This window comes from Alteromonas abrolhosensis (genome assembly GCF_001953635.1).
Lineage (GTDB): Bacteria > Pseudomonadota > Gammaproteobacteria > Enterobacterales > Alteromonadaceae > Alteromonas > Alteromonas abrolhosensis.
In genome coordinates, this window is the sequence record NZ_MEJH01000002.1 from 464,147 (window position 1) to 485,875 (window position 21,729).

The window sequence follows — 21,729 nt, forward strand, 5'->3', positions numbered from 1 at the left end:
TTAGTCGCGGAAGTTCTTAAATTGGAAAGGTTGGCCTAAGTTCGACTCTTTAACCAGCGAAATCACTTGCTGCAAATCATCACGCTTTTTACCTGTTACGCGAAGTTCTTCGCCTTGAATTGCCGTTTGCACTTTGATTTTGGCGTCTTTCACCAGCTTCACAATCTTCTTCGCCATCGGCTGTTCAATACCTTCTTTAAAGGTAATGGTCTGACGGTAAGTTCTACCGTGTGCATCGTAGGGTTTAACATCCATAGATGAGGTGTCTACGTTACGTTTAGACATCGCCGTTCTAAACATGCTTTCCATTTGCTGAAGTTGGAATTCAGCTTCGGCCTTCATGACCACGGTTTTATCTTTGTACTCAAAGCTCGCGTCAATCCCGCGAAAGTCGAAACGCGTTGATAGCTCACGGCTTGCGTTTTCAGTGGCGTTACGTACTTCTTCCATGTTGATTTCAGAAACAATATCAAATGATGGCACAGGTTATTCCTCTTAAGACAAAACAGCCCGCATAGGCGGGCTGTATAATTCATTGATCAGCGTGTTATTTACTGCTGATGCCCCGCTTCTCCATTGAAGCATAAATCATTTTGGCTTGAACCAAGGTAATCACGTTACTGACTAGCCAGTATAGTACCAGACCTGCAGGGAACCACAGGAAGAATACACTCATTGCTACCGGCATCCATTGCATGATTTTCTGCTGCATTGGATCAGTAATGGTGGTTGGCTGAAGTTTTTGCAATAGGTACATACTCGCGCCAGTTAGAATTGGCAGCACAAAGTATGGGTCTTTTGTAGAAAGGTCAGTGATCCAAAGCACAAAGTCTGCATGGCGTAGTTCAACACTTTCCATCAGTACCCAGTAAAGCGCAAGGAAGATAGGCATTTGCAGAAGAAGAGGTAAGCAACCGCCCATTGGGTTTACTTTCTCTTTGCGGTAAAGCTCCATCATAGCTTGAGACATTTTTTGTCTGTCGTCGCCAAAACGGTCTTTTAGCTGCTGCATCTTAGGTGCTAAGTTGCGCATACGTGCCATTGACTCGTATTGCTTCTTAGTTAGCCAGTACATGGCACCTTTTACTACAATAGTGATAAGGATAATTGCCACACCCCAGTTATTAACTAGGCTATGAAGGAATGTAAGAAGGGCGAACAGCGGCTGTGAAATCCAGAAAAGAATACCGTAATCAACGGTTAGGTCTAATCCGCGCGCAATCTTCGCTAGGCTTTCTTGGTCCTTAGGGCCCATATAAAGGGTAGACGCAAGAGTTTTGGTTTCACCAGGCGCTACGCTTTCAGACGGAGACAATACACCAATTACCGCATACTGATTTTTCAGGTTGCGAGAATAAAGCGTGTTCGTTTGCTCTTGTGAAGGCACCCATGCTGACACAAAGTAATGTTCAAGCATGCCAACCCAACCCGCTTTCGTGGTTTCGCGAAGCGCTTCATCTTCAATCTCGTCAAACGAGTACTTCTGGTAGCGGTCATCTTCTGTTGAATATGCAGCACCACGGTACGTTGGCATAAACATGTTGCTGTCGTCTTCAAACTCCATCACTTGTTTAAGCTGTGCATACGGCTGAACCGTTGCTGCACTACCGGTACCATTTTCAACGCTATAGCTTACGTTTACGTCGTACTGGCCTTTAGTAAAAGTGAAGGTTTTGGTAACTGACAAACCTTGGTTGTTTTTCCATGTAAGAGGAATAACAAGGGTGTCGCCAGTCATTTCATAATAGTCACTTTGTGCATTGTACACAGGGCGGCCACTGCTGCTTGCATCAGGCCCTTGAGCACCGATTAGGCCACTTTGCGCTACATAAAGACCGTTGCCAGAGCGGAGTAGGCTGTAAGGAATATCCGAACCTTGCTCTACTGGAAACTTAAGTAAGTCTGCTGATACTACATCACCGCCTAGCAAATCGATGCGTAAATCTAGCGTATCGGTTTTAACTTCTACAATGCGGTTTGAGCTTTGCGCCGCTGCGATAGGCTGTGCAGCCGGAACGCTATCACTACTAGGTACATCTTCGCTGCCATTTTCATTAAATGACGGTACGCCTTGTGATGTCTCTTGCGTTTGTTGTTGCTCAACAGGCACAACTGGCTGTGGCCCATAATCTTTTTGCCATGATTGCCAAAGCAAAAAGCTAACTAGCGCAAGGCCAATTATCAGAAAACTACGTTGCGATTCCATAGAGGTCTCTTTATTTTGAGTGTTTATCTTGTTGTTTTTCCGGCACTGGATCATATCCGCCGGCATGCAAAGGGTGGCATTTTAATATGCGTTTAATAGATAACCAACCGCCTTTTACTAATCCGTGCGTTTTTAATGCATCTATAGCATACCAAGAACAAGAAGGATGGAAACGACATCGTTGCCCTAACATAGGGGAAATGAACCATTGATAAAATTTTATCAAGGCCAAAGGCACTGCAATTAAGAGTTGCCGCAACGCTTGTTTAATTTTTTCCATAGCTTGTCCAATGTAGCGAAAACTTCTTGGTTGCTAAGGTTGTCAGCGCCAGACTTGCCAATAACGATAATATCGACATTGGGTAAGTTGTGCTGTTTATGCCTAAAACTTTCTCTGACTAATCGTTTCAAACGATTTCTATCGTGAGCTTTACGAATACGTTTTTTCGCAAGCGTAATGCCTAAACGAGGAGTTGAAAGTGTATTTTTTCTGGCTAGAACAGTAAAAGAGGGAGATACAGCTGGGGTTGCGTTATCAAACACATAGGTAAAGTGGGTGGGAGTTAACAGACGTAACTCCCTAGAAAAATTATTCTCGCCCACTTTGGCGTCTTTCTAATTAAGCTGAAAGACGTGCGCGGCCTTTTGCACGGCGAGCTGCTAGTACTTTACGACCATTTTTAGTCGCCATACGAGCACGAAAACCGTGAGAACGCTTGCGCTTTAGATTGCTCGGTTGAAATGTTCTTTTCATGACCAAAGTCTCACTTATATTTAGTTAAACATAGGCGTTTTTGGTAACACATTATGCTGTTGCCAGAACAATGTGGTGTTTTCACCAGAAAAGCCCATCGAAAAAGGACGCTGAATTCTAGAGATCTCGGGGCGTGCTGTCAATGCATATTCTCGCTTTTCGGACGAATAAGTGAACAATTTTTGCTTTTCCTAATCGATAGCTTAATCGATAACGCAGTTTCCGTACAAATCGTCTGTGAATAACGCATAAAATCTAGTTAGGTTATCCACAATGGATTGTGAAAAACCTAGGCGGAGTTATAAATTGCAAGATGATCTAACGGTTTTCTAGTACAAATTTAGAATGAATCTTTCTCGTTATAGTTTGTTTTGATCTAAAAGATAAGTTCTTTAAAATCAATTATATAAATGTTTGATCGAAAAGATCGATCCGGATCGCCATTTACATTGTGTTGATAACGTAAGATAATCCACAGCGATTAAAACGATAACTTAATTTCTCGCTGCTACCCAACACTTCCAACGCTATTTTCTTCTAATGGCGCTTTTTAGTGCCTGCTTTTCTATGCTTGGCTTTTCAGGAGTTGGTTTTTCTAGCGAGTTACGGGAGCTACTTACGTACCATGTCCTTGTGGAACCAATGCCTTGAAAGATTGCGTCAAGAATTACCGACGCAGCAATTTAGTATGTGGATACGACCGCTTGTTTGTGAAGAACAAGAAGGTGTGGTAGCGCTCTATGCTCCTAATCGTTTTGTACTTGATTGGGTGAGAGATAAGTACCTAAATAACATTACTGCGCTACTTAAAGAGTTCGCTGGGAATGATGCACCACAATTGCGTTTAGAAGTGATGAATCGTCACAGCGTAAGTCGTAGCCAAACTCCTATGGGTACTAGTGGTTCAGCGGCTGCTTCAAGTGCGCCGAATAATCAATTAAGTAAGCCAATTACGCCTTCAGGCGGTCAAGGGTATCAGGGCTATAATACCGGCAATCAGTCTGCTCAAAGTGGTAGCAACGGTCAGCATCCATCCTCTTATTCACCAATGCCGAATAATGGTATGCCTTCAACGGCCGGTAATACTGGTGGTCAGGGGCAAAACAATCAATTTTCACAATCGTCGTCTTACTCACAGAATACGGATCAAAATGATCGTGCTACGCAACATCCTGATCGCAATGGATATAATGCTTATGCAGATCAAGCGCCAAGGTCTTCCACTCCGCCTAAAGTGATCCCGATCCCTGAAGCGATGAAGCATAAAAGTAATATCAATCCAACTTACCAGTTCGATAACTTCGTTGAAGGTAAATCTAACCAGCTTGCACGTGCGGCTGCGACTCAAGTTGCAAATAACCCAGGCGGTTCTTACAACCCATTATTTATTTATGGCGGAACGGGCTTAGGTAAAACTCACTTATTACATGCTGTGGGTAATGGCATCGTAGCAAATAATGGCGACGCTAAAATTGTATACATGCATTCTGAGCGCTTTGTACAGGATATGGTTAAGGCGCTACAAAATAACGCTATAGAGGACTTTAAGCGCTTCTATCGCAGTGTTGATGCGTTACTTATCGATGATATTCAATTCTTTGCTAATAAAGAGCGGTCACAAGAAGAGTTTTTCCATACGTTCAATGCGCTCCTTGAAGGTAACCAACAAATCATCCTTACTTCTGATAGATATCCTAAAGAGATTGATGGGGTAGAGGACCGATTAAAATCGCGCTTTGGATGGGGTTTAACTATCGCTATCGAGCCGCCTGAACTTGAAACCCGAGTGGCTATTTTGATGCGTAAAGCGGCAGAAAACCGGATTCACTTACCCAATGAAGTAGCGTTCTTTATTGCCAAGCGCTTACGTTCAAACGTACGTGAGCTCGAGGGTGCACTTAACCGTGTTATTGCTAACGCAAACTTTACCGGTCGCCCTATCACTATTGATTTCGTTCGCGAAGCGCTGCGAGATCTTCTTGCGCTTCAAGAAAAATTAGTAACCGTTGATAATATTCAGAAAACCGTCGCAGATTATTATAAGATAAAAGTAGCTGATATTTTGTCTAAACGACGTAGTCGTAGTGTGGCGCGCCCTCGCCAGGTAGCAATGGCGCTGGCCAAAGAACTTACCAACCACAGTTTACCTGAGTTAGGAAACGCATTTGGTGGACGAGACCATACTACCGTTTTACACGCATGTAGAAAAATAGAGCAGCTAAGAGAAGAAAGTCATGATATAAAAGAGGACTATAAGAACCTCATTAGGACTTTATCTTCCTAACACCACGACCTTAGAGGCGAGATAGCACTGCGATGAAATTTACTATAAGCCGCGAACAATTTTTACAACCCCTACAGTTGGTATCTGGTGCTGTAGAGCGTAGACACACATTGCCAATTCTTTCTAATGTTCTCATTAAAGTAAGTGAGGACGCACTTTGGCTTACTGGTACAGATTTAGAGGTAGAACTAATTTCTAGCGTGAAATTAGAAGGTGAATTCACCGAAGGTGAGATTACCGTTCCTGCTAAAAAACTCTTTGATATTATTCGCGGTATTTCTGAAGGAACAGATATTCATTTCTCTTTAGACGGCAGTAAAGCACTTATTCGGGCCGGTCGAGGTCGTTATACCCTTTCTACTTTATCTGCCAACGACTACCCCAATCTAGAAGACTGGGAAGGCGAAGTTGAATTTGAACTATCGTGCAGTGATCTAAAGCGTCTTATCGATGCAACGAGCTTCTCAATGGCTCAACAAGACGTACGTTATTACTTAAATGGTATGTCCCTTGAAACGGAAGAGAATATCATTCGTACCGTTGCAACAGACGGCCACCGCCTAGCACTTTGTCGCTTAAACTACGAAACAGCATTACCGTCTCGACAGGTAATTATTCCCCGCAAAGGTGTTTTAGAAATTTCTCGTCTTATTAGCGAAGACGACAAGTCTCTCAAGGTGCAAATTGGTGCTAACCACCTTCGTATATTTTCAAATGATTTTATTTTCACCTCGAAGCTAGTTGATGGTAGGTTTCCTGATTATCGCCGTGTGTTACCTCAAAATGGTGACAAGGAAATAATTGCGAGTAAGGCTGTACTCAAAGAAGCATTTTCACGTGCGGCCATTCTATCTAACGAAAAGTTTAGAGGCGTACGATTAAACCTGTCTTCCGGCGAGCTTAAAATAACGGCTAACAACCCAGAGCAAGAAGAAGCAGAAGAAATCGTTGATGTTCAATATCAAGGTGACGATTTAGAAATAGGCTTTAACGTTGCCTATCTGATTGACGTATTAAATGCGTTAGGGTCTGACGGTGTTAAAGTGAGCCTGTCAGATTCAAACGCAAGTGCGCTTATCGAAGATGATGCCGATGACGCCGCGTTATACGTTATTATGCCGATGCGACTGTAGTCACTACTACATTAAGTGTTTGCAGCGTTTCGCATAATTCACGTTATTTTGTTATTTAAATTATCAATTCAAGAAGCGATGAGTACTGATACTCCTCGCTTCTTTTCTTTCATCAGTGTGACCTCATGAAACTGGACCGCGTCCAGATTACACAGTTTCGTAATCTTACTTCCGTATCACTCTCTCCTTCACCAGCTTTAACCATCATTAAAGGGGTAAATGGGAGTGGGAAATCCTCGTTAATCGAAGCACTTTACTACCTTGGTTTTGGGCGTTCTTTTAGAACAAATAAACACAGCTCGGTTATTCAAAATGAGAAAGACAGCTTCAGTGTTTTTGCGTCATGCAAAACTGAAGAAGGGGATAAATTAAAGCTAGGCTTTCAACGAAGTCGAAACGAGACATTCACCTGTAGTATTAACGGTGAGCATTCAAATAAGTTATCAGATTTAGTCAGCCTGGTACCGCTTCAACTTTTTACTCCGCAGAGTACTGACCTTATTATTGGTTCGCCATCCGAGCGCCGCCGGTTTTGTGATTGGGGATTGTTTCACGTGGAACATCAGTTTCAATCGCTTGCAAATCAGTACGGTAAATTCCTAAAGCATAGAAATGCGTTGCTGAAACAGCAGGCAAATTTAAGCGCACCACAAAATCAATATTGGGAGTCTCAGTTCTCAGAACTAGGTGAGTCTTTATCGGCTACGCGTCAGGGATATGTGGATACCCTGACGCCTATTTTTAAGCGGTACTCGCAAGAATTTCTTCCGAACTTCGATGTGGAATTGAGTTACTATAAAGGGTGGGAAAAAGATGTCGGTTTATCAGAAAGCCTAGTTAAAAAACGTGAGTATGATGGTAAAATAGGGCACACCTCTTCTGGGCCCCATAAAGCCGATTTAAGGCTTAAAGTGAATGGTGTTAATGCTCAGGAGCTTTTATCGAGAGGGCAGCTTAGAATGGCTGTGGCAGCGCTTCAAATGTCACAGACTAAGCTATTTAACACGGCAACGCAGCGTAAAAGTATCTTTTTACTTGATGACGTTGGTGCCGAACTAGATGCCGATAAAAGAGAACAATTTATTGATGGGTTGCTCAAAATGGATACGCAGGTTTTCGTTACTGCAATAGAATCCACGCAACTCGCTTTTATACAAAAATACAACGAAAAGAAAATGTTTCACGTGGAACATGGAAGCGTGAAAGAGGAGTAAAAGCTAGTATGTCAGCAGAGAACAACTACGACTCGTCCAGTATTAAAGTACTTAAAGGATTAGATGCCGTAAGAAAGCGTCCTGGTATGTATATCGGTGATACTGATGATGGTACCGGATTACACCATATGGTTTTCGAGGTGGTCGATAACTCTATCGATGAAGCACTTGCTGGACATTGTTCTGAGATTACTGTGCTCATTCACAGCGATGGCTCAGTATCTGTGTCTGACGATGGGCGTGGTATACCAACTGAATTGCACCCAGAAGAGGGTGTATCTGCAGCTGAAGTTATCATGACAGTTCTTCACGCCGGCGGTAAGTTTGACGATAACTCATATAAAGTATCGGGCGGTCTGCACGGTGTAGGTGTATCAGTAGTAAACGCACTTTCAAGCCGACTTAAGCTTCGTATACGTCGCGGTGGTAAAGCGCACGAACAAGAATATCATCATGGTGTTCCACAAGCGCCACTAGCGGTAACAGGCGATACAGACAAAACGGGAACTATGATTCGTTTCTGGCCAAGTTCAGACACATTCACAGATACGCTTTACCACTATGATATCCTTGCTAAACGTCTTCGTGAACTATCATTTTTGAACTCTGGTGTGTCGATTCGCTTGAAAGACGAACGCGATGGAAAAGAAGACCACTTCATGTACGAAGGTGGTATTAAAGCGTTCGTTGAGTACCTAAATGAAAAGAAAACACCTGTTCACCAGAAAGTGTTTCATTTCTGCAGTGAACAAGAAGACGGTATTGCAGTAGAAGTTGCGATGCAATGGAACGATAGCTTCCAAGAGAACGTGTTCTGTTTCACCAACAACATTCCTCAGCGCGATGGTGGTACTCACTTGGCGGGCTTCCGTGGAGCGTTGACACGTACATTGAATAACTACATGGAAAAGGAAGGCCTGAACAAAAAGGCTAAAACGAATGCCAGTGGTGACGACGCGCGTGAAGGTCTAACCGCGGTTATTTCCGTTAAAGTACCAGATCCAAAATTCAGCTCACAGACTAAAGATAAGCTTGTATCTTCTGAAGTTCGTCCAGCTGTTGAATCGGCAATGAATGAAAAGCTAGCAGAGTTCTTATTAGAAAACCCTGCAGAAAGTAAAATCATTGCGGGTAAGATTATTGATGCTGCTCGTGCTCGTGAAGCTGCACGAAAGGCCCGTGAAATGACACGCCGTAAAGGTGCGCTCGACTTGGCTGGTCTGCCGGGTAAGCTAGCTGACTGTCAGGAAAAAGATCCTGCACTTAGTGAACTGTACATAGTGGAGGGTGACTCTGCGGGCGGTTCAGCTAAGCAGGGTCGTAACCGTAAGAACCAAGCTATTCTGCCGCTTAAAGGTAAAATTCTAAACGTTGAGAAAGCGCGTTTCGATAAGATGCTTTCTTCGCAAGAAGTTGCGACACTTATCACGGCACTAGGTTGTGGTATTGGTCGTGACGAGTATGACCCTGAAAAACTACGCTATCACAGCATCATCATCATGACCGATGCTGACGTAGATGGTTCTCACATTCGTACGCTTCTACTAACATTTTTCTATCGTCAAATGCCTGAAATCATTGAGCGTGGATATGTATATATTGCACAGCCTCCGCTTTACAAAGTGAAGAAGGGTAAACAAGAGCAGTATCTTAAAGATGACGATGCGTTAACTAACTACCTAACATCAATCGCAATTGACGGTGCGTCCTTGCACACCAGCGATGAAGACCCAGGTATTAGTGGTGTAGGCCTTGAAAACCTTGTTAAGCAGTACCAATCGGTAGAGAAGATGATTGCACGTATGAAACGTCTTATGCCTGCATCTATCCTTTACAGAATGCTTTACACGCCTACGCTAAACCTTGAAGACCTTAAAGATGAATCTGCACTAGAGCATGTGGCGAAACACTTCGTAGAGCAGCTTACAGAGCGCGAAAACGACGGAGCTACATACCGTTATGAAATTCGCACTGATGCTGAACTTAGCGAGTACTACATCACAATCATTATGCGTATGCACGGTATCGATTACGAGTACATTATCGATCACGAGTTCATCGAGTCGTCTGAATACCAGCGTCTTAAAGAGCTTAACCTTGCCATTAACGACATGATGGGCAAAGACGCTTACATTCAGCGTGGCGAGCGTAGACAGCAAGTTGAGTCTTTCAAAGAAGCACTAGAGTGGCTAATGAACGAAGCGAAACGTGGCCAATACATTCAGCGCTATAAAGGGCTAGGTGAGATGAACCCAGAGCAATTATGGGAAACTACCATGGACCCAGAAAGCCGCCGTATGCTTCAAGTTACCATTGAAGATGCTATTGGCTGTGATCAGCTGTTCACCACACTGATGGGTGATCAAGTTGAGCCTCGTCGAGAGTTTATCGAAGCTAATGCACTTAAAGTGGAAAACTTAGACGTGTAGCGTTTTTAGCTATTTGAAAAAAGCGACCAATGGGTCGCTTTTTTTTTGCTAACGCTAAGGCGAATTTTTCGTATAGACAGGGAGGGTATTACTGAGAATAAACGTGGTTGAAGAGTTTATTAAACGATAAAAGCTAAGTGATGCCGTAAAGATACGGCATCAGATTTAAACTTTTGAAACAACTAGGGCGACTTCCCCCGCACTTGCTGATGTTGCTGTAAAGCGATAGGTGCCTGTTGAGGAGGGGGTGAATTGCAAGTTCTCTGATCCCTGCTCACAGACTAAATAAACAGTTGAGCCTAACATTACAGGCTGACCCTTATATTTACCGCCACAGCTCTGTGAGGGCGTCCATTTTGCGTCAGATAACCTAAAGTCATAGGGTTGTCCGTCGGCAATGAGTTCAACATCAACTGTCCAGCCTGAATTTGAACGTTTGAACTTGTAACTAGGGTCAGCTTCCCACCAGTTAAATACGCCTCTAAGGAACATGTTTTCGAATTGAATGCGAGGCACGTCCGGTGCTATTTCTGGAATTTTAAAGCTTCCACTGCTAGAGCATGCTGAAAGTGCCATGCATATAGAAGCAATAGTTAAAAACTTTTTCACAGCGTCTCCATTTATAAAAAAGCCCAACATTGAGGCTGGGCTTTTTGTTTTTGCGGCCTAAAACCGCATTAACTTTAACTAGCCTACGACTTCGCGAGAATTGAAATATCCGCGGTAGTAAGGAAAAGTTGCCTTAAAAGCGACAGCAAAGCAAGTCGGTTATTCTTAACCGCTTCGTCATCAGCCATAACCATTACGTTATCGAAGAAGTTATCGATTACATTACGTAAGGTTGCAAGCGCGGTTAAAATGCGTGTGTAGTCTTGTGAAGGTAGTGCGATATCCACTTCCTTTTGCGCGACCTTTAGTTCAGCATACAGCGCCTTTTCAGCATCTTCAGCTAATAGTGACTCATTAATATTAACGGTGTCTGTCACTTCTACGTTTTGCTTAGCAAGGATGTTCGCTACACGCTTGTTAGCGGCAGCCAACGCCTCGGCTTCTTCCAGTGCTCTAAACTTATCTACCGCATGAACACGGGCTAAGTAGTCAGCTGGTTTAGTAGGGCGACGAGCAGCAACGGCCTGAATAACATCAATGGCGATAGCTTGATCTTGTAAAAGCGCAGTAAATCGACCTAATACAAAATCAACCACCTGAGATTGGGTTTCAGCATTCGTTAACTTATCGCCATATACATTGATAGCTTTGCTCACTAACGTTTCAAGATCTAGTGGCAGTGACAGCTCAGTAACTATACGTAAAACGCCTATAGCTGCACGACGAAGTGCAAACGGGTCTTTATCACCCTTAGGTAACTGGCCAATACCAAAAATACCCACTAGGGTATCTAGTTTGTCAGCAAGCGCGACCGATGCGCTAACGCCTGAACTAGGAAGTGCGTCACCAGCAAAACGCGGCATATACTGTTCATAAAGCGCTTCAGCAACAGGCGCATCTTCACCGTCGTTTAGTGCATAGTATTTACCCATAACACCTTGAACGTCTGGGAACTCCATAACCATGTTCGACATTAAATCGGTTTTAGCTAGAAGACCTGCTCGTGCAGCTTGTGATTCATTCGCATCTATTTGCGAAGCGATAAACGCCGATAGGGCAGATATACGCTCAGACTTTTCTTTTAGCGTACCAAGCTGTTTTTGAAACAACACGGTTTCTAAGCTTTCAAGGCGGCTTTCTAATGTTGTCTTTTTATCGCTGTTAAAGAAAAACTCGGCGTCTGCCAGACGAGGGCGGATAACCTTTTCGTTACCAGAAATTACTTGAGACGCATCGCGACTTTCGATGTTCGTTACGAACAAGAAAGTGTTTGAAAGAGCACCGTTGCTATCTAGTAGTGGCACATATTTCTGGTCGTCTTTCATGGTATAAATAAGGGCTTCTTTCGGTACCGCTAAGAAAGCCTTATCAAAACCAGCTTGAAGCACAACAGGCCACTCTACAAGTGACGCAATCTCTTCAAGTAAGTCTTCATTATAGTCTGGCTTAAGCGACAAGCTTTGCGCTGCGTCTTCAAGCTGCTGACGCACTTTATCTTTACGTGCTTCGAAATCTGCCAGCACATATTGTTGCTCTAGGGCAGAGGCGTAATTATCAGCATGGTCAAGTTCAAAACGACCTTCACCGTGAAAACGGTGACCTTGAATAACACGGCCACTGGTTAAGCCCAATACTGAAACGTTAACCACTTCGCTACCGTAAAGTACGCATAGGGTATGAACAGGGCGTATAAACTGAGTATTGTAATTACCCCAACGCATTGGCTTTGGAATAGGTAATTTACTTACTGCTTGGTTAATCAGCCCTTCTAATAGCTCTGCAACAGACTGACCAGGCACGTGGGCGTTGTGAAGTAACCATTCACCTTTGTCTGTTACAAGGCGCTCTGCGTCAGCAACGTCAATGCCGTTACCGCGAGCCCAACCTTGCGCTGCTTTGGTAGGGTTACCGTCGGCGTCAAATGCAGCGGATACTGCTGGGCCGCGCTTCTCTACCACTTTGTCAGCCTGGCCTTCAGCTAGGCCTGAAACATAAACGGCTAGACGACGAGGGGCTGCAAACCAGCTAACTGAGTCAAAGCTTAAGTCAGCTTGCGTTAGCGCTGCTTCAAACTGTGTGGCGAAGGCTTCACCCAAAGACTTAAGCGCTTTTGGTGGTAACTCTTCAGTACCTAATTCAACTAGACAATTTTCTGTACGCACGCTTATGCCTCCTTGTTACATAGCGGGAAGCCTAGTGCTTCACGTGCTTGGTAATAGCTCTCTGCACATGCTTTGGCAAGCGTTCGAACGCGAAGAATATAGCGCTGGCGTTCTGTCACTGAAATCGCGTGACGTGCATCAAGTAAGTTAAAAGCGTGAGACGCCTTCATCACCTGCTCGTAGGCAGGAAGTGGAAGGTTGTTTTCGATAAGCTTTTGGCTTTCTGCTTCACATTCGTCAAAGGTTCTAAACAAGGCTTCAACGTTGGCGTGTTCGAAGTTATACGTCGACTGTTCCACTTCGTTTTGATGGAACACATCGCCATAGGTGACCTTACCCATAGGGCCGTCCGTCCAAACCAAATCGTAGATACTATCTACACCTTGAACGTACATGGCTAGTCGCTCTAAGCCGTAGGTAATTTCGCCGGTAACAGGCTTACACTCTAGACCGCCTACCTGCTGGAAGTACGTAAACTGTGTTACTTCCATACCGTTTAGCCACACTTCCCAACCTAGACCCCACGCTCCAAGCGTTGGTGATTCCCAGTTGTCTTCTACGAAGCGAATGTCGTGAACTAGCGGATCGAAACCTAACTCTTTCAAAGAGCCCAAATACAACTCCTGAATATTATCAGGTGAAGGCTTAAGCATTACTTGGAACTGATAGTAATGTTGTAAGCGGTTTGGGTTCTCACCGTAACGACCATCAGTTGGTCTACGGCACGGTTGAACATAGGCGCTACTCATTGGCTCTGGACCTAAAGAACGTAGGAACGTCATAGGGTGAAAAGTACCTGCACCCACTTCCATATCCAGAGGCTGAATAATAACGCAGCCCTGACGCGCCCAATAATCTTGAAGCGCAAGGATCAACCCTTGAAAGGTCTTAATATCGTATTTCTGCATACATCCGCTGCTTATTAGTTATCTGACTTAAAATAAAGGTGGGATAGTATACAATTTGTGAGGCATAGTATGTAGGTGTAAAGGGTGAAAAAACGTCACGAATAAAGCCAATATGCCACTTCACAACAAGGATTTAATCTTAAGCCATGCCCAATCAAACAAAAATAGAGAAAAATGCGCCTTTACATAGATGTGGTTGGGTGAGCAGCGACCCTATTTATTTAGCGTATCATGATAACGAATGGGGTGTACCCGAGTTAGATAGTCGCGCGCTATTTGCGAAATTATGCTTAGATGGACAACAAGCCGGTTTATCTTGGCTGACGATTTTAAAAAAACAGCAGAATTTTGAACAAGCATTCTACCAGTTCGACCCTGAAAAAATTGCGACGATGGGTCCCGCGGATGTCGACAGGCTGATGCAGAACAGCGGCATAATCAGAAACAAACTCAAAATAGAGTCGGTTATCAAAAATGCCAAGGGCTTTTTATCTATCGAAGCGTCGCAGCCATTCAGTGAGTTCATTTGGCAATTTACAGATGGACGTACGGTTATTAATGCGTGGGATGACTTCAGGCAAGCACCCACATCAACCGATGCCTCAAAAGCGATGTCAAAAGCCTTAAAAAAGCGCGGATTTAATTTTGTTGGTGAAACGATTTGTTATGCTTTTATGCAAGCGGTGGGAATGGTTAACGATCACGAAGTAGGGTGTCATTGTTACCAGCGTACCTGTGAACTCGCTATAAAATGACCATAAAGAACTAGCTTTAACCCCTCAAAAAAATGGCCGATTACACATTGTAATCGGCCATTTTTTTATTTTGATAGCACTATTTTATGCTTTCCTAAATCCCATGCTCACCAATTATTTAGTGGCTAAGAGGGTTTCGCAATATATTTTCAGCGGCGGCAACTCATCCAAGACCTTAGACTCGTATTCGGATTCAATTTGCTCGCGAGCTATGTCTTGCTTTCTTCGCTCACTCTTTGGTAGCTGTTGCCTTGCTTCTAAAATAGCGAAACCACTTACCTCGGTAAAAAGCGCATGAACGTGGGGGTACTGTGCTTTAAAATCAGGAGGCGTGTTCAGCGGAAGCGCATTCAACAAGTTGACGATGCGAATAACACCTTCTGACAAATCACACTGCTGCTGCTCCATAGCTTTTGCTATCACTATAATACTGTCGGTAATAGTCGCAATGCGTGATTGCCTCGCTGCTTCTTGTCGTTCCTTTTGCTGCTTTAACATAAACAGCAGTTTGCCTGCGTAAAAACCAAGACCAACAATGATGAGTAGCGCTATGCCTGAAAGTACTGCCCAAAGCATGACTCTTTCCCGTTTTTATTAATGCTTAAAGTCGTCGATATTGATAGCGTCTAAATCATTAAACGGATCCATATCGTCGTCTTCATCATCTTCTTCTACTATTCCCAGCAGGTCACAAAGAATGCGATGTCGAGCCATCTTTTCATCTACATAAGCTTGTTGCTCACGGGTAAGCGGCTTGTCATCGTCAAGCTTATCGAGCAAATCAGATAAGCGTTGGTCTGCCTCGAGTGCAGCTAATTCTTGCGCTGGTGTCGCGTACTTCTTCTTTTGAGCTGGTGTAGGCGTGACCGCTTTCACAAGCTGAATAGGCTTTTTACTGCCGTGGCGCGGATCTTTATTTTCAGCACTCTTTTTGCTCGTCACTTTTTTCTGTTCAACATTGTGGCGACTACCGGCGGGCTTACCTTTATGCTTTTTAGGGCGAGGTGAGTCTGATTTACGGTTTTCGCTAGGTTTAAAGTCAGGATCTTTACGAACGCCGATTAGGCCGACTTTACGTGATTTCTTTGAACGTGCCATAATTTCCAAATAAACAAAGAGAGTGAAAAAACAACGCTATTATAGCGCGAATTAGCGTGTACGTATTGATCTTTGGGTGTGCTGTGTAAAATCAATACGGCACACTTAAAGTATCACGCAAATTTACTTCAGCGCTTTCTCATCAAAACAACGTCATTAGCGGGGAAAGTGACATCATAGCCGTCCCTTTGTGCTAGAAAATGAAAGGTTGCTTCGCTGAAAAAACTCACGTGGGTGATATCATTTTTGTAGTGCCAATTAACAAACCTGGCCTTATCGAGTACGCGCTTTGTCATGATGGCTAGCACACCACCAGAAGCCACGAGTTTATTGAATAATGCCCACTCGACGTGAGGGGAGTGAAAATGTTCAATAGCCTCAGTACACGTCACAATGTCGTAGCTTTGCACTAGCACCTGTAAATCATTTGCATAGAAGGGGTCGTAGGTTTTCATCTTGACTCCTTCTTCTTCCAGCATACTGGCTAAAACTGGCGCGGGACCACAACCAAAATCCAATCCTACAAGCTCACCGTCTTTTGCACTTTCTATAAAAGGTGTAAGTGGTGTTAAAACCTTTCTTAAAAACTTTCGATAACCTTCGTCTTCGAAACTATTTTCATGAAGATCATATTCCTGCTTTTCTATTTGTTTTGAAGGCAGAAATTCAGGAGATACGTACACAAGTTCACACTGACTACACTGCAGGTAGTCGCGTCTATTATCAGTGTGGTAGTGAGATGACGTGTTAGCGCTTTTGCATAAAGGACAGTACATAGGAAAGTAAACAATAATAAGGGGCTTAAAAAAGAAAAAGGTGATGGTTTGCACCATCACCTTACATTGTATGAGTGTCAGATGACACCTCTCCCGTTATACACCTCTATGTGTATTTTGCTTCCCTAGCTTTGCTCCCCTTATTTTTATTGTTAGCAGAGCTGTATTGTTGTTTTTGGCCCTCGTGGCTCTTTATCCCGTCTTCCATGCTGCATTTTTATTATTATTCTTGTTATTTAGCTTGTAGCTTTTCAAAGGCACCTACAAACTACGCCGTTAGATTACACGAATAATTTCAAAATACAACTTTTTCGGTAACAAATTTTTAACAACAATGTGCAAAAACGGTAATGTTTAGTGTAAGCCCGCGATATAGTTAGATAAAATCTCAATATCTTCGTCAGTTAATTTCATCGCAATATCACGCATCATGCCATTCATGTCATTGTGACGCTGGCCTGAACGGAATGCTTTCAATTGAGCTGCAGTGTAAGTTGCATGTTGACCACTGATGTCAGGGAAACCTGCTAAGCCCATGCCGTTACCTTTAGGACCGTGACATGCGATACATGCAGTTACGCCACGAGACTCGTCGCCACCTTGGTAAAGTGCACGCCCAGCTTCAACATACTGCTCAGGTGTTTCGCCTGCTTTTGGCTCTTGGCTTGAGAAATAAGCCGCTAAGTCTTTCATGTCTTGCTCTGAAAGTGGGGCAGCCATGCCGTTCATCACAGCATTGTTACGACCTTCCTCGCCACCTGTTTGAGAGGCAAGTTTAAATTCGGTTAATTGCTTAACAATGTACTTCTCATGCTGGCCAGCAAGTTTTGGGTTCATGTCAATCATGCTGTTGCCATCAGGGCCATGACAGGCTGCACATACTGCAGATTTCGCTTTACCTGCCTCGGCGTCGCCTTCTGCCATAGCAGTTGCGCTTAAACCTAAAGACATACATACCAACAAACACAGTTTTTTCATAATAAATCTCTTAAATGGATCCAACGGCTCGCGTGATATACGTGATATCATGCGTATTTTACACATTTAACGCGTCAGAAAAACCTATTCCATGATAAAACTATGGTTTTTAGTTGGTTTATTCATTAAAAAACTGTAAACCGAAGGTTGTGACGCATGTGGAGGTAAGTCTAGATGTCGTATTACACCAAAGCAAAATTCTTTACGAGTGCACCAGACATTCGTCATTTAAAAAATGATACCGGAATTGAAGTTGCCTTTGCTGGTCGCTCAAATGCAGGTAAATCGAGTGCACTTAACACGTTAACTCGCCAGAAAAACTTGGCTAGAACAAGTAAAACGCCGGGGCGCACCCAGTTGATCAACGTCTTTGAATTAGAAGAAGACTTACGTTTGGTTGATTTGCCAGGATACGGCTTCGCAAAAGTGCCGGTAGCCATGAAAAAGAAGTGGCAGGCGTCACTCGGTGAATATCTTCAAAAGCGCAAGTCCCTTAAAGGATTAGTCGTTTTAATGGATATTCGTCATCCATTTAAAGATTTAGACCAAGATCTTATTCATTGGGCTGTAGCGTCAAATATTCCTGTACTTGCATTACTTACTAAGGCCGACAAATTGAAAAGCGGTAAGCGCAAAGCACAATTGCTGATGGCGCGTGAAGCTGCTATGGCCTTTATGGGCGATGTAACGGTACAAACCTTTTCGTCACTAAATAAGCATGGTTTGCCTGAGTTAGAGCGTATCTTGGATACGTGGTTCGGCTTAGGTAAACAGGATGAAGCTGAAGAACCAGATAGCGAAGCTCAATAATCTAAATAGTGAGTCTCACTTACACTGACTTGGTGTACTTGATAAGACGATGTGGGGTGCTAGAAAAAAGAACGCCCCGCATAGTGCGAGGCGTAAACTGAGAGAAAACACATAAAAACCGAAGATATAGAGTAGCTATAAATAAAGAAGTTCAGAAAAATTTAGCGGAAAGCCGTTTTTTATTTTTAACTATTTGATATTTATAGATTAATTATTTTATACGGGCATAAAAAAACCCCGACAAAACTGTCGGGGTCAAAGCAAAGGTTTGAAAACAGCTTTCTCACCTCTGTACCCTACATGCGTAATATTACAACAAAGCACAGAAAAGGCAAGGGTGTTATGTAATTAAATTACCAAATTTAACGAAGATAACACGCCATTTCATGTAAAAACTGTAATCTAATTACCAAACTAGTGCGCTTCATCCCAGTTATCGCCCACACCAGCCTCGACGACTAACGGAACGTTAAGGGTGGCTGCGCTTTCCATAAGAGCAGTAATAGTAGAGACATAGGTTTCAACCTTGTCTTCTTTTATCTCAAAAACCAATTCATCGTGTACTTGCATCATCATGGTCACGTCATCAGATGCATTTTTCCTGATCCAGTCATCAACTTTGATCATTGCCATCTTAATGATGTCTGCAGCCGTGCCTTGCATAGGCGCATTAATCGCCGCGCGTTCTGCACCTTTTCGACGTGCTCCATTACTAGCTTTAATGTCTGGCAAATAAAGTCTGCGCCCGAATACAGTCTCTACATACCCTTTGTCCTTGGCGCTCTCACGTGTAGAGTCCATATATTCAAGCACGCCAGGGTAGCGTTCAAAGTAAAGATCCATGTACTTTTGTGCTTCGTTGCGCGGAATATTAAGTTGCTTTGACAATCCAAATGCACTCATACCGTAGATAAGACCAAAGTTAATCGCTTTTGCACTGCGACGCTGTTCAGTGGTTACTTCATCTAATGGAACACCAAATACTTCAGAGGCTGTAGCTTTATGAATATCTTTGCCATGTGCAAAGGCGTCTAATAGACCCTTATCACCCGAAAGGTGAGCCATTATTCGCAATTCAATTTGCGAGTAGTCGGCAGCAACGAATTTATTCCCTTCTCTTGGTATAAATGCCTGACGCACACGACGTCCTTCTTCGTTTCGAATAGGGATGTTCTGTAAATTAGGATCCGTTGAAGATAGGCGTCCAGTTGCTGTTACCGCTTGGTGATAGGACGTGTGTACCCGGCCCGTGCGATGATTGATCATCTTAGGAAGTTTATCCGTGTAGGTATTCTTAAGCTTGGTTAAGCCTCGGTATTCCATGATCTTCTTCGGTAACGGATACTCAAGCGCAAGTTCTTGCAGTACGTCCTCAGAAGTAGATGGCGCACCTTTAGGCGTCTTCTTTATGATTGGCAGCGACATCTTTTCAAACAAAATTTGCTGAAGTTGCTTGGTTGAGCCAAGGTTAAAGGGTTCGCCGGCTTCTTCGTGAACTTCTTTCTCAAGTTCCGCAATACGCGTAGCAAGGTCCTGACTTTGTTGACGTAGCTTTTGACTGTCAATCAACACCCCCTCTTGCTCCATACGGGAAAGAACACAAGCAAGGGGTACTTCAACATCTATCAGCAAGTTTTTAAGCTCAGGGATATCTTTTAACTTAGTCCAAATTGCATTGTGTAAGCGTAGCGTGATATCAGCATCTTCCGCAGCGTACGGACCAGCTTCTTCAAGACTAATTTGATTAAACGTAAGCTGTTTAGCGCCTTTGCCTGCTATCTCTTCAAAGTGAATCGTCTTATGACCTAAATAGGCTAGGGCAAGTGAGTCCATATCGTGGCGCTGTGCAGTACTGTTTAGCACATAGCTTTCAAGCATGGTGTCAAAGCCAATACCGTTTAAGGTGATATCGTAGTTAGCTAGTACATTCTTGTCGTACTTAATATGCTGGCCTACTTTGATCACTTTGTCTGATTCCAAAATAGGTTTTAACGCGTCTAATACAAACTCTCGCGATAGCTGGGCGGGGGCATCTGGGTAATCGTGAGCAACAGGCACGTAAGCGGCTTCACCTTCTTCTATACAAAATGAAACGCCAACTAATTCTGCATCCATGTAATTAAGGCTAGTAGTCTCGGTATCAAATGCGAATAACTCTGCGTTTACTAGCTTCTCGACCCAAGCGTTAAATCGTTCCTCGTCAAGTACGGTTTCGTATTTCGATTTATCAATATCTACGGATGAACCTGATGAGCTATCTTGCTCGCTATCATCAGCGTCTTCGCTTGCGGCGACGGCAGTTGTTGTATCACCGCCAGCTAAAAGGGCACTTACTTCTGCGTGCCAACGTTTAAACTCGAACTCGGCAAACAGATCTCGCAGCTGCTCATTGTCGGCCTGACATGGCATTAATTCTTCAACATCATAGTCCAGATCGAGATCTATACTGATGGTAGCAAGTGTATGAGAAAGACGAGCTTGCTCTTCATACTCTTGCATTTTAGCTGCCATCGATTTACTGCCCCTAAACGACAACTCAGCAATTTTATCTAGATTTTTATAAATGTCGTCAATGCCGCCAATACCATTTAACAAGGCTTGGGCACTCTTATCACCCACACCTGGCACGCCCGGGATGTTGTCTACTTTATCGCCCTTAAGCGCAAGAAAATCGATCACAAGCTCTGGTGGAATACCAAACTTAGTATTTACACCCTCAACGTCCATCAATTGATTCGTCATGGTGTTGATCAAGGTGACATGTTCATTTACCAGCTGCGCCATGTCCTTATCGCCGGTGCTGATAAGGGTATCAATACCTTTCTCTGTGGCGTGCTTGGCCAACGTACCAATTACGTCATCCGCCTCTACTCCTGGCTCAACAATAACGGGTAAACCCATCGCTTTGATGATGGCATGTAAAGGTTCGATCTGGCTTCTTAGCTCATCTGGCATTGGCGGACGGTTCGCTTTGTACTCTTTATAGATGTCGTCGCGAAAGGTCTTGCCCTTGGCATCAAAAATCACCGCCATGTGCGTAGGGTTGTATTGCTTAATCAAGCTTTTAAGCATGTTTACAACACCATAGATAGCACCGGTGTCTTGGCCTTTTGAATTGGTCAGCGGCGGCAACCCGTGAAAGGCACGAAAAAGATACGACGATCCATCGACAAGAATAAATGGAGGCTTTTTAGAATCAGGCATAGATGGCGATTTTCCAATATACAATATGAGCGCAAGGATGCCACAGGCTAGGGCAGATCGCCATATCATGAAGGAACATTAAGGTCGATAGTAGATCGCACTTCGCCTGTGGATAACTTTGTGATCTAAAAATTTGGACGCAGTGATCTGGGCGATCTTTGTCAAGTTAAAGATCACCTTTCAAATCAAGAAAAATAAGGGAATGAGACTAAGGTGTGAAAACAGCATACCTGCTACTTACCATTCCATTTTATGTGGATAACTTGGTGTACGTTTATTTTTGGTTTAACCAAGTCGGTCAAGTAATGTAGCATAACCATTAACATTGTATACACGTATTATTAAGAACTTTTTTTGTACAGTTGTGTGTTTAATAGCCAAATTTTGAATAAGTAGATGGCATACCGTC

General features: G+C 43.5%; 19 protein-coding genes. 6 read left to right on the forward strand and 13 right to left on the reverse strand.

Annotation, left to right across the window (positions count from 1 at the left end):
- The 5 genes from BGK61_RS01940 to rpmH all read right to left on the reverse strand — a co-directional run bounded on the left by BGK61_RS01940 (position 1) and on the right by rpmH (position 2,960).
- Positions 1–483 (reverse strand): YajQ family cyclic di-GMP-binding protein, encoded by a 483-nt coding sequence (locus BGK61_RS01940; RefSeq protein ID WP_014977844.1) that lies wholly within the window; start codon positions 481–483, stop codon positions 1–3.
- A 64-nt stretch (positions 484–547) separates the two neighbouring features.
- Entirely contained in the window at positions 548–2,206 is a 1,659-nt protein-coding gene (gene yidC / locus BGK61_RS01945; RefSeq protein WP_015000153.1) for a membrane protein insertase YidC, read from the reverse strand.
- 10 nt (positions 2,207–2,216) lie between these two features.
- Positions 2,217–2,465, reverse strand: a complete 249-nt coding sequence (yidD, locus tag BGK61_RS01950) for a membrane protein insertion efficiency factor YidD (RefSeq protein WP_014951464.1) — start codon at positions 2,463–2,465, stop codon at positions 2,217–2,219.
- Positions 2,450–2,809: a ribonuclease P protein component gene (rnpA, locus tag BGK61_RS01955; RefSeq protein WP_015000154.1), complete on the reverse strand. Its 360-nt coding sequence runs from the start codon at positions 2,807–2,809 to the stop codon at positions 2,450–2,452. Before rnpA ends, yidD begins: the two co-directional genes overlap by 16 nt.
- Before the next feature lie 16 nt (positions 2,810–2,825).
- A complete protein-coding gene (gene rpmH, locus BGK61_RS01960; protein WP_014290886.1) occupies positions 2,826–2,960 on the reverse strand; it encodes a 50S ribosomal protein L34 in 135 nt (44 codons plus the stop codon).
- Positions 2,961–3,585: 625 nt separating this feature from the next.
- Here rpmH and dnaA point away from each other — a divergent pair.
- The 4 genes from dnaA to gyrB all read left to right on the forward strand — a co-directional run bounded on the left by dnaA (position 3,586) and on the right by gyrB (position 10,020).
- The gene (gene dnaA, locus BGK61_RS01965; protein ID WP_014996758.1) at positions 3,586–5,244 is read left to right on the forward strand and encodes a chromosomal replication initiator protein DnaA; all 1,659 of its coding nucleotides are present in this window, start codon (positions 3,586–3,588) and stop codon (positions 5,242–5,244) included.
- Positions 5,245–5,276: 32 nt separating this feature from the next.
- Positions 5,277–6,377 carry a DNA polymerase III subunit beta gene (dnaN, locus tag BGK61_RS01970; RefSeq protein WP_012516526.1) on the forward strand — a complete coding sequence of 367 codons (1,101 nt, stop codon included), beginning with the start codon at positions 5,277–5,279 and terminating at the stop codon, positions 6,375–6,377.
- A gap of 125 nt (positions 6,378–6,502) precedes the next feature.
- Positions 6,503–7,591 carry a DNA replication/repair protein RecF gene (recF, locus tag BGK61_RS01975; RefSeq protein WP_076011391.1) on the forward strand — a complete coding sequence of 363 codons (1,089 nt, stop codon included), beginning with the start codon at positions 6,503–6,505 and terminating at the stop codon, positions 7,589–7,591.
- 8 nt (positions 7,592–7,599) lie between these two features.
- Positions 7,600–10,020 (forward strand): DNA topoisomerase (ATP-hydrolyzing) subunit B, encoded by a 2,421-nt coding sequence (gene gyrB / locus BGK61_RS01980; RefSeq protein ID WP_014996760.1) that lies wholly within the window; start codon positions 7,600–7,602, stop codon positions 10,018–10,020.
- Positions 10,021–10,185: 165 nt separating this feature from the next.
- Here the strand turns inward: gyrB and BGK61_RS01985 are convergent, their stop codons facing one another.
- The 3 genes from BGK61_RS01985 to glyQ all read right to left on the reverse strand — a co-directional run bounded on the left by BGK61_RS01985 (position 10,186) and on the right by glyQ (position 13,699).
- A complete protein-coding gene (locus BGK61_RS01985) occupies positions 10,186–10,629 on the reverse strand; it encodes a hypothetical protein (protein ID WP_048832179.1) in 444 nt (147 codons plus the stop codon).
- Positions 10,630–10,712: 83 nt separating this feature from the next.
- Positions 10,713–12,791 (reverse strand): glycine--tRNA ligase subunit beta, encoded by a 2,079-nt coding sequence (glyS, locus tag BGK61_RS01990; RefSeq protein ID WP_076025996.1) that lies wholly within the window; start codon positions 12,789–12,791, stop codon positions 10,713–10,715.
- 2 nt (positions 12,792–12,793) lie between these two features.
- Positions 12,794–13,699 (reverse strand): glycine--tRNA ligase subunit alpha, encoded by a 906-nt coding sequence (glyQ, locus tag BGK61_RS01995; RefSeq protein ID WP_014996763.1) that lies wholly within the window; start codon positions 13,697–13,699, stop codon positions 12,794–12,796.
- Between the two features lie 146 nt (positions 13,700–13,845).
- Here glyQ and BGK61_RS02000 point away from each other — a divergent pair, with 146 nt between their 5' ends.
- Positions 13,846–14,454: a DNA-3-methyladenine glycosylase I gene (locus BGK61_RS02000; protein ID WP_076012220.1), complete on the forward strand. Its 609-nt coding sequence runs from the start codon at positions 13,846–13,848 to the stop codon at positions 14,452–14,454.
- A gap of 114 nt (positions 14,455–14,568) precedes the next feature.
- Here BGK61_RS02000 and BGK61_RS02005 read toward each other — a convergent pair whose 3' ends face one another.
- The 4 genes from BGK61_RS02005 to BGK61_RS02020 all read right to left on the reverse strand — a co-directional run bounded on the left by BGK61_RS02005 (position 14,569) and on the right by BGK61_RS02020 (position 17,306).
- On the reverse strand, positions 14,569–15,030 hold the full coding sequence (locus BGK61_RS02005) for a DUF2489 domain-containing protein (protein WP_014996765.1): 462 nt from the start codon (positions 15,028–15,030) through the stop codon (positions 14,569–14,571).
- Positions 15,031–15,048: 18 nt separating this feature from the next.
- The gene (yihI, locus tag BGK61_RS02010; RefSeq protein ID WP_076012221.1) at positions 15,049–15,552 is read right to left on the reverse strand and encodes a Der GTPase-activating protein YihI; all 504 of its coding nucleotides are present in this window, start codon (positions 15,550–15,552) and stop codon (positions 15,049–15,051) included.
- Positions 15,553–15,680: 128 nt separating this feature from the next.
- Positions 15,681–16,382 carry a class I SAM-dependent methyltransferase gene (locus BGK61_RS02015; RefSeq protein ID WP_083648704.1) on the reverse strand — a complete coding sequence of 234 codons (702 nt, stop codon included), beginning with the start codon at positions 16,380–16,382 and terminating at the stop codon, positions 15,681–15,683.
- A gap of 300 nt (positions 16,383–16,682) precedes the next feature.
- Positions 16,683–17,306, reverse strand: a complete 624-nt coding sequence (locus tag BGK61_RS02020; RefSeq protein WP_014996768.1) for a c-type cytochrome — start codon at positions 17,304–17,306, stop codon at positions 16,683–16,685.
- 174 nt (positions 17,307–17,480) lie between these two features.
- On the opposite strand from BGK61_RS02020, the gene yihA reads away from it, so the two are divergent.
- Complete coding sequence (gene yihA, locus BGK61_RS02025) at positions 17,481–18,116, forward strand: ribosome biogenesis GTP-binding protein YihA/YsxC (RefSeq protein ID WP_076012222.1); 636 nt, start codon at positions 17,481–17,483, stop codon at positions 18,114–18,116.
- A 414-nt stretch (positions 18,117–18,530) separates the two neighbouring features.
- On the opposite strand, the gene polA is transcribed toward yihA, so the two are convergent.
- On the reverse strand, positions 18,531–21,320 hold the full coding sequence (gene polA, locus BGK61_RS02030) for a DNA polymerase I (RefSeq protein ID WP_076012223.1): 2,790 nt from the start codon (positions 21,318–21,320) through the stop codon (positions 18,531–18,533).
- Positions 21,321–21,729 lie beyond the last annotated feature (409 nt).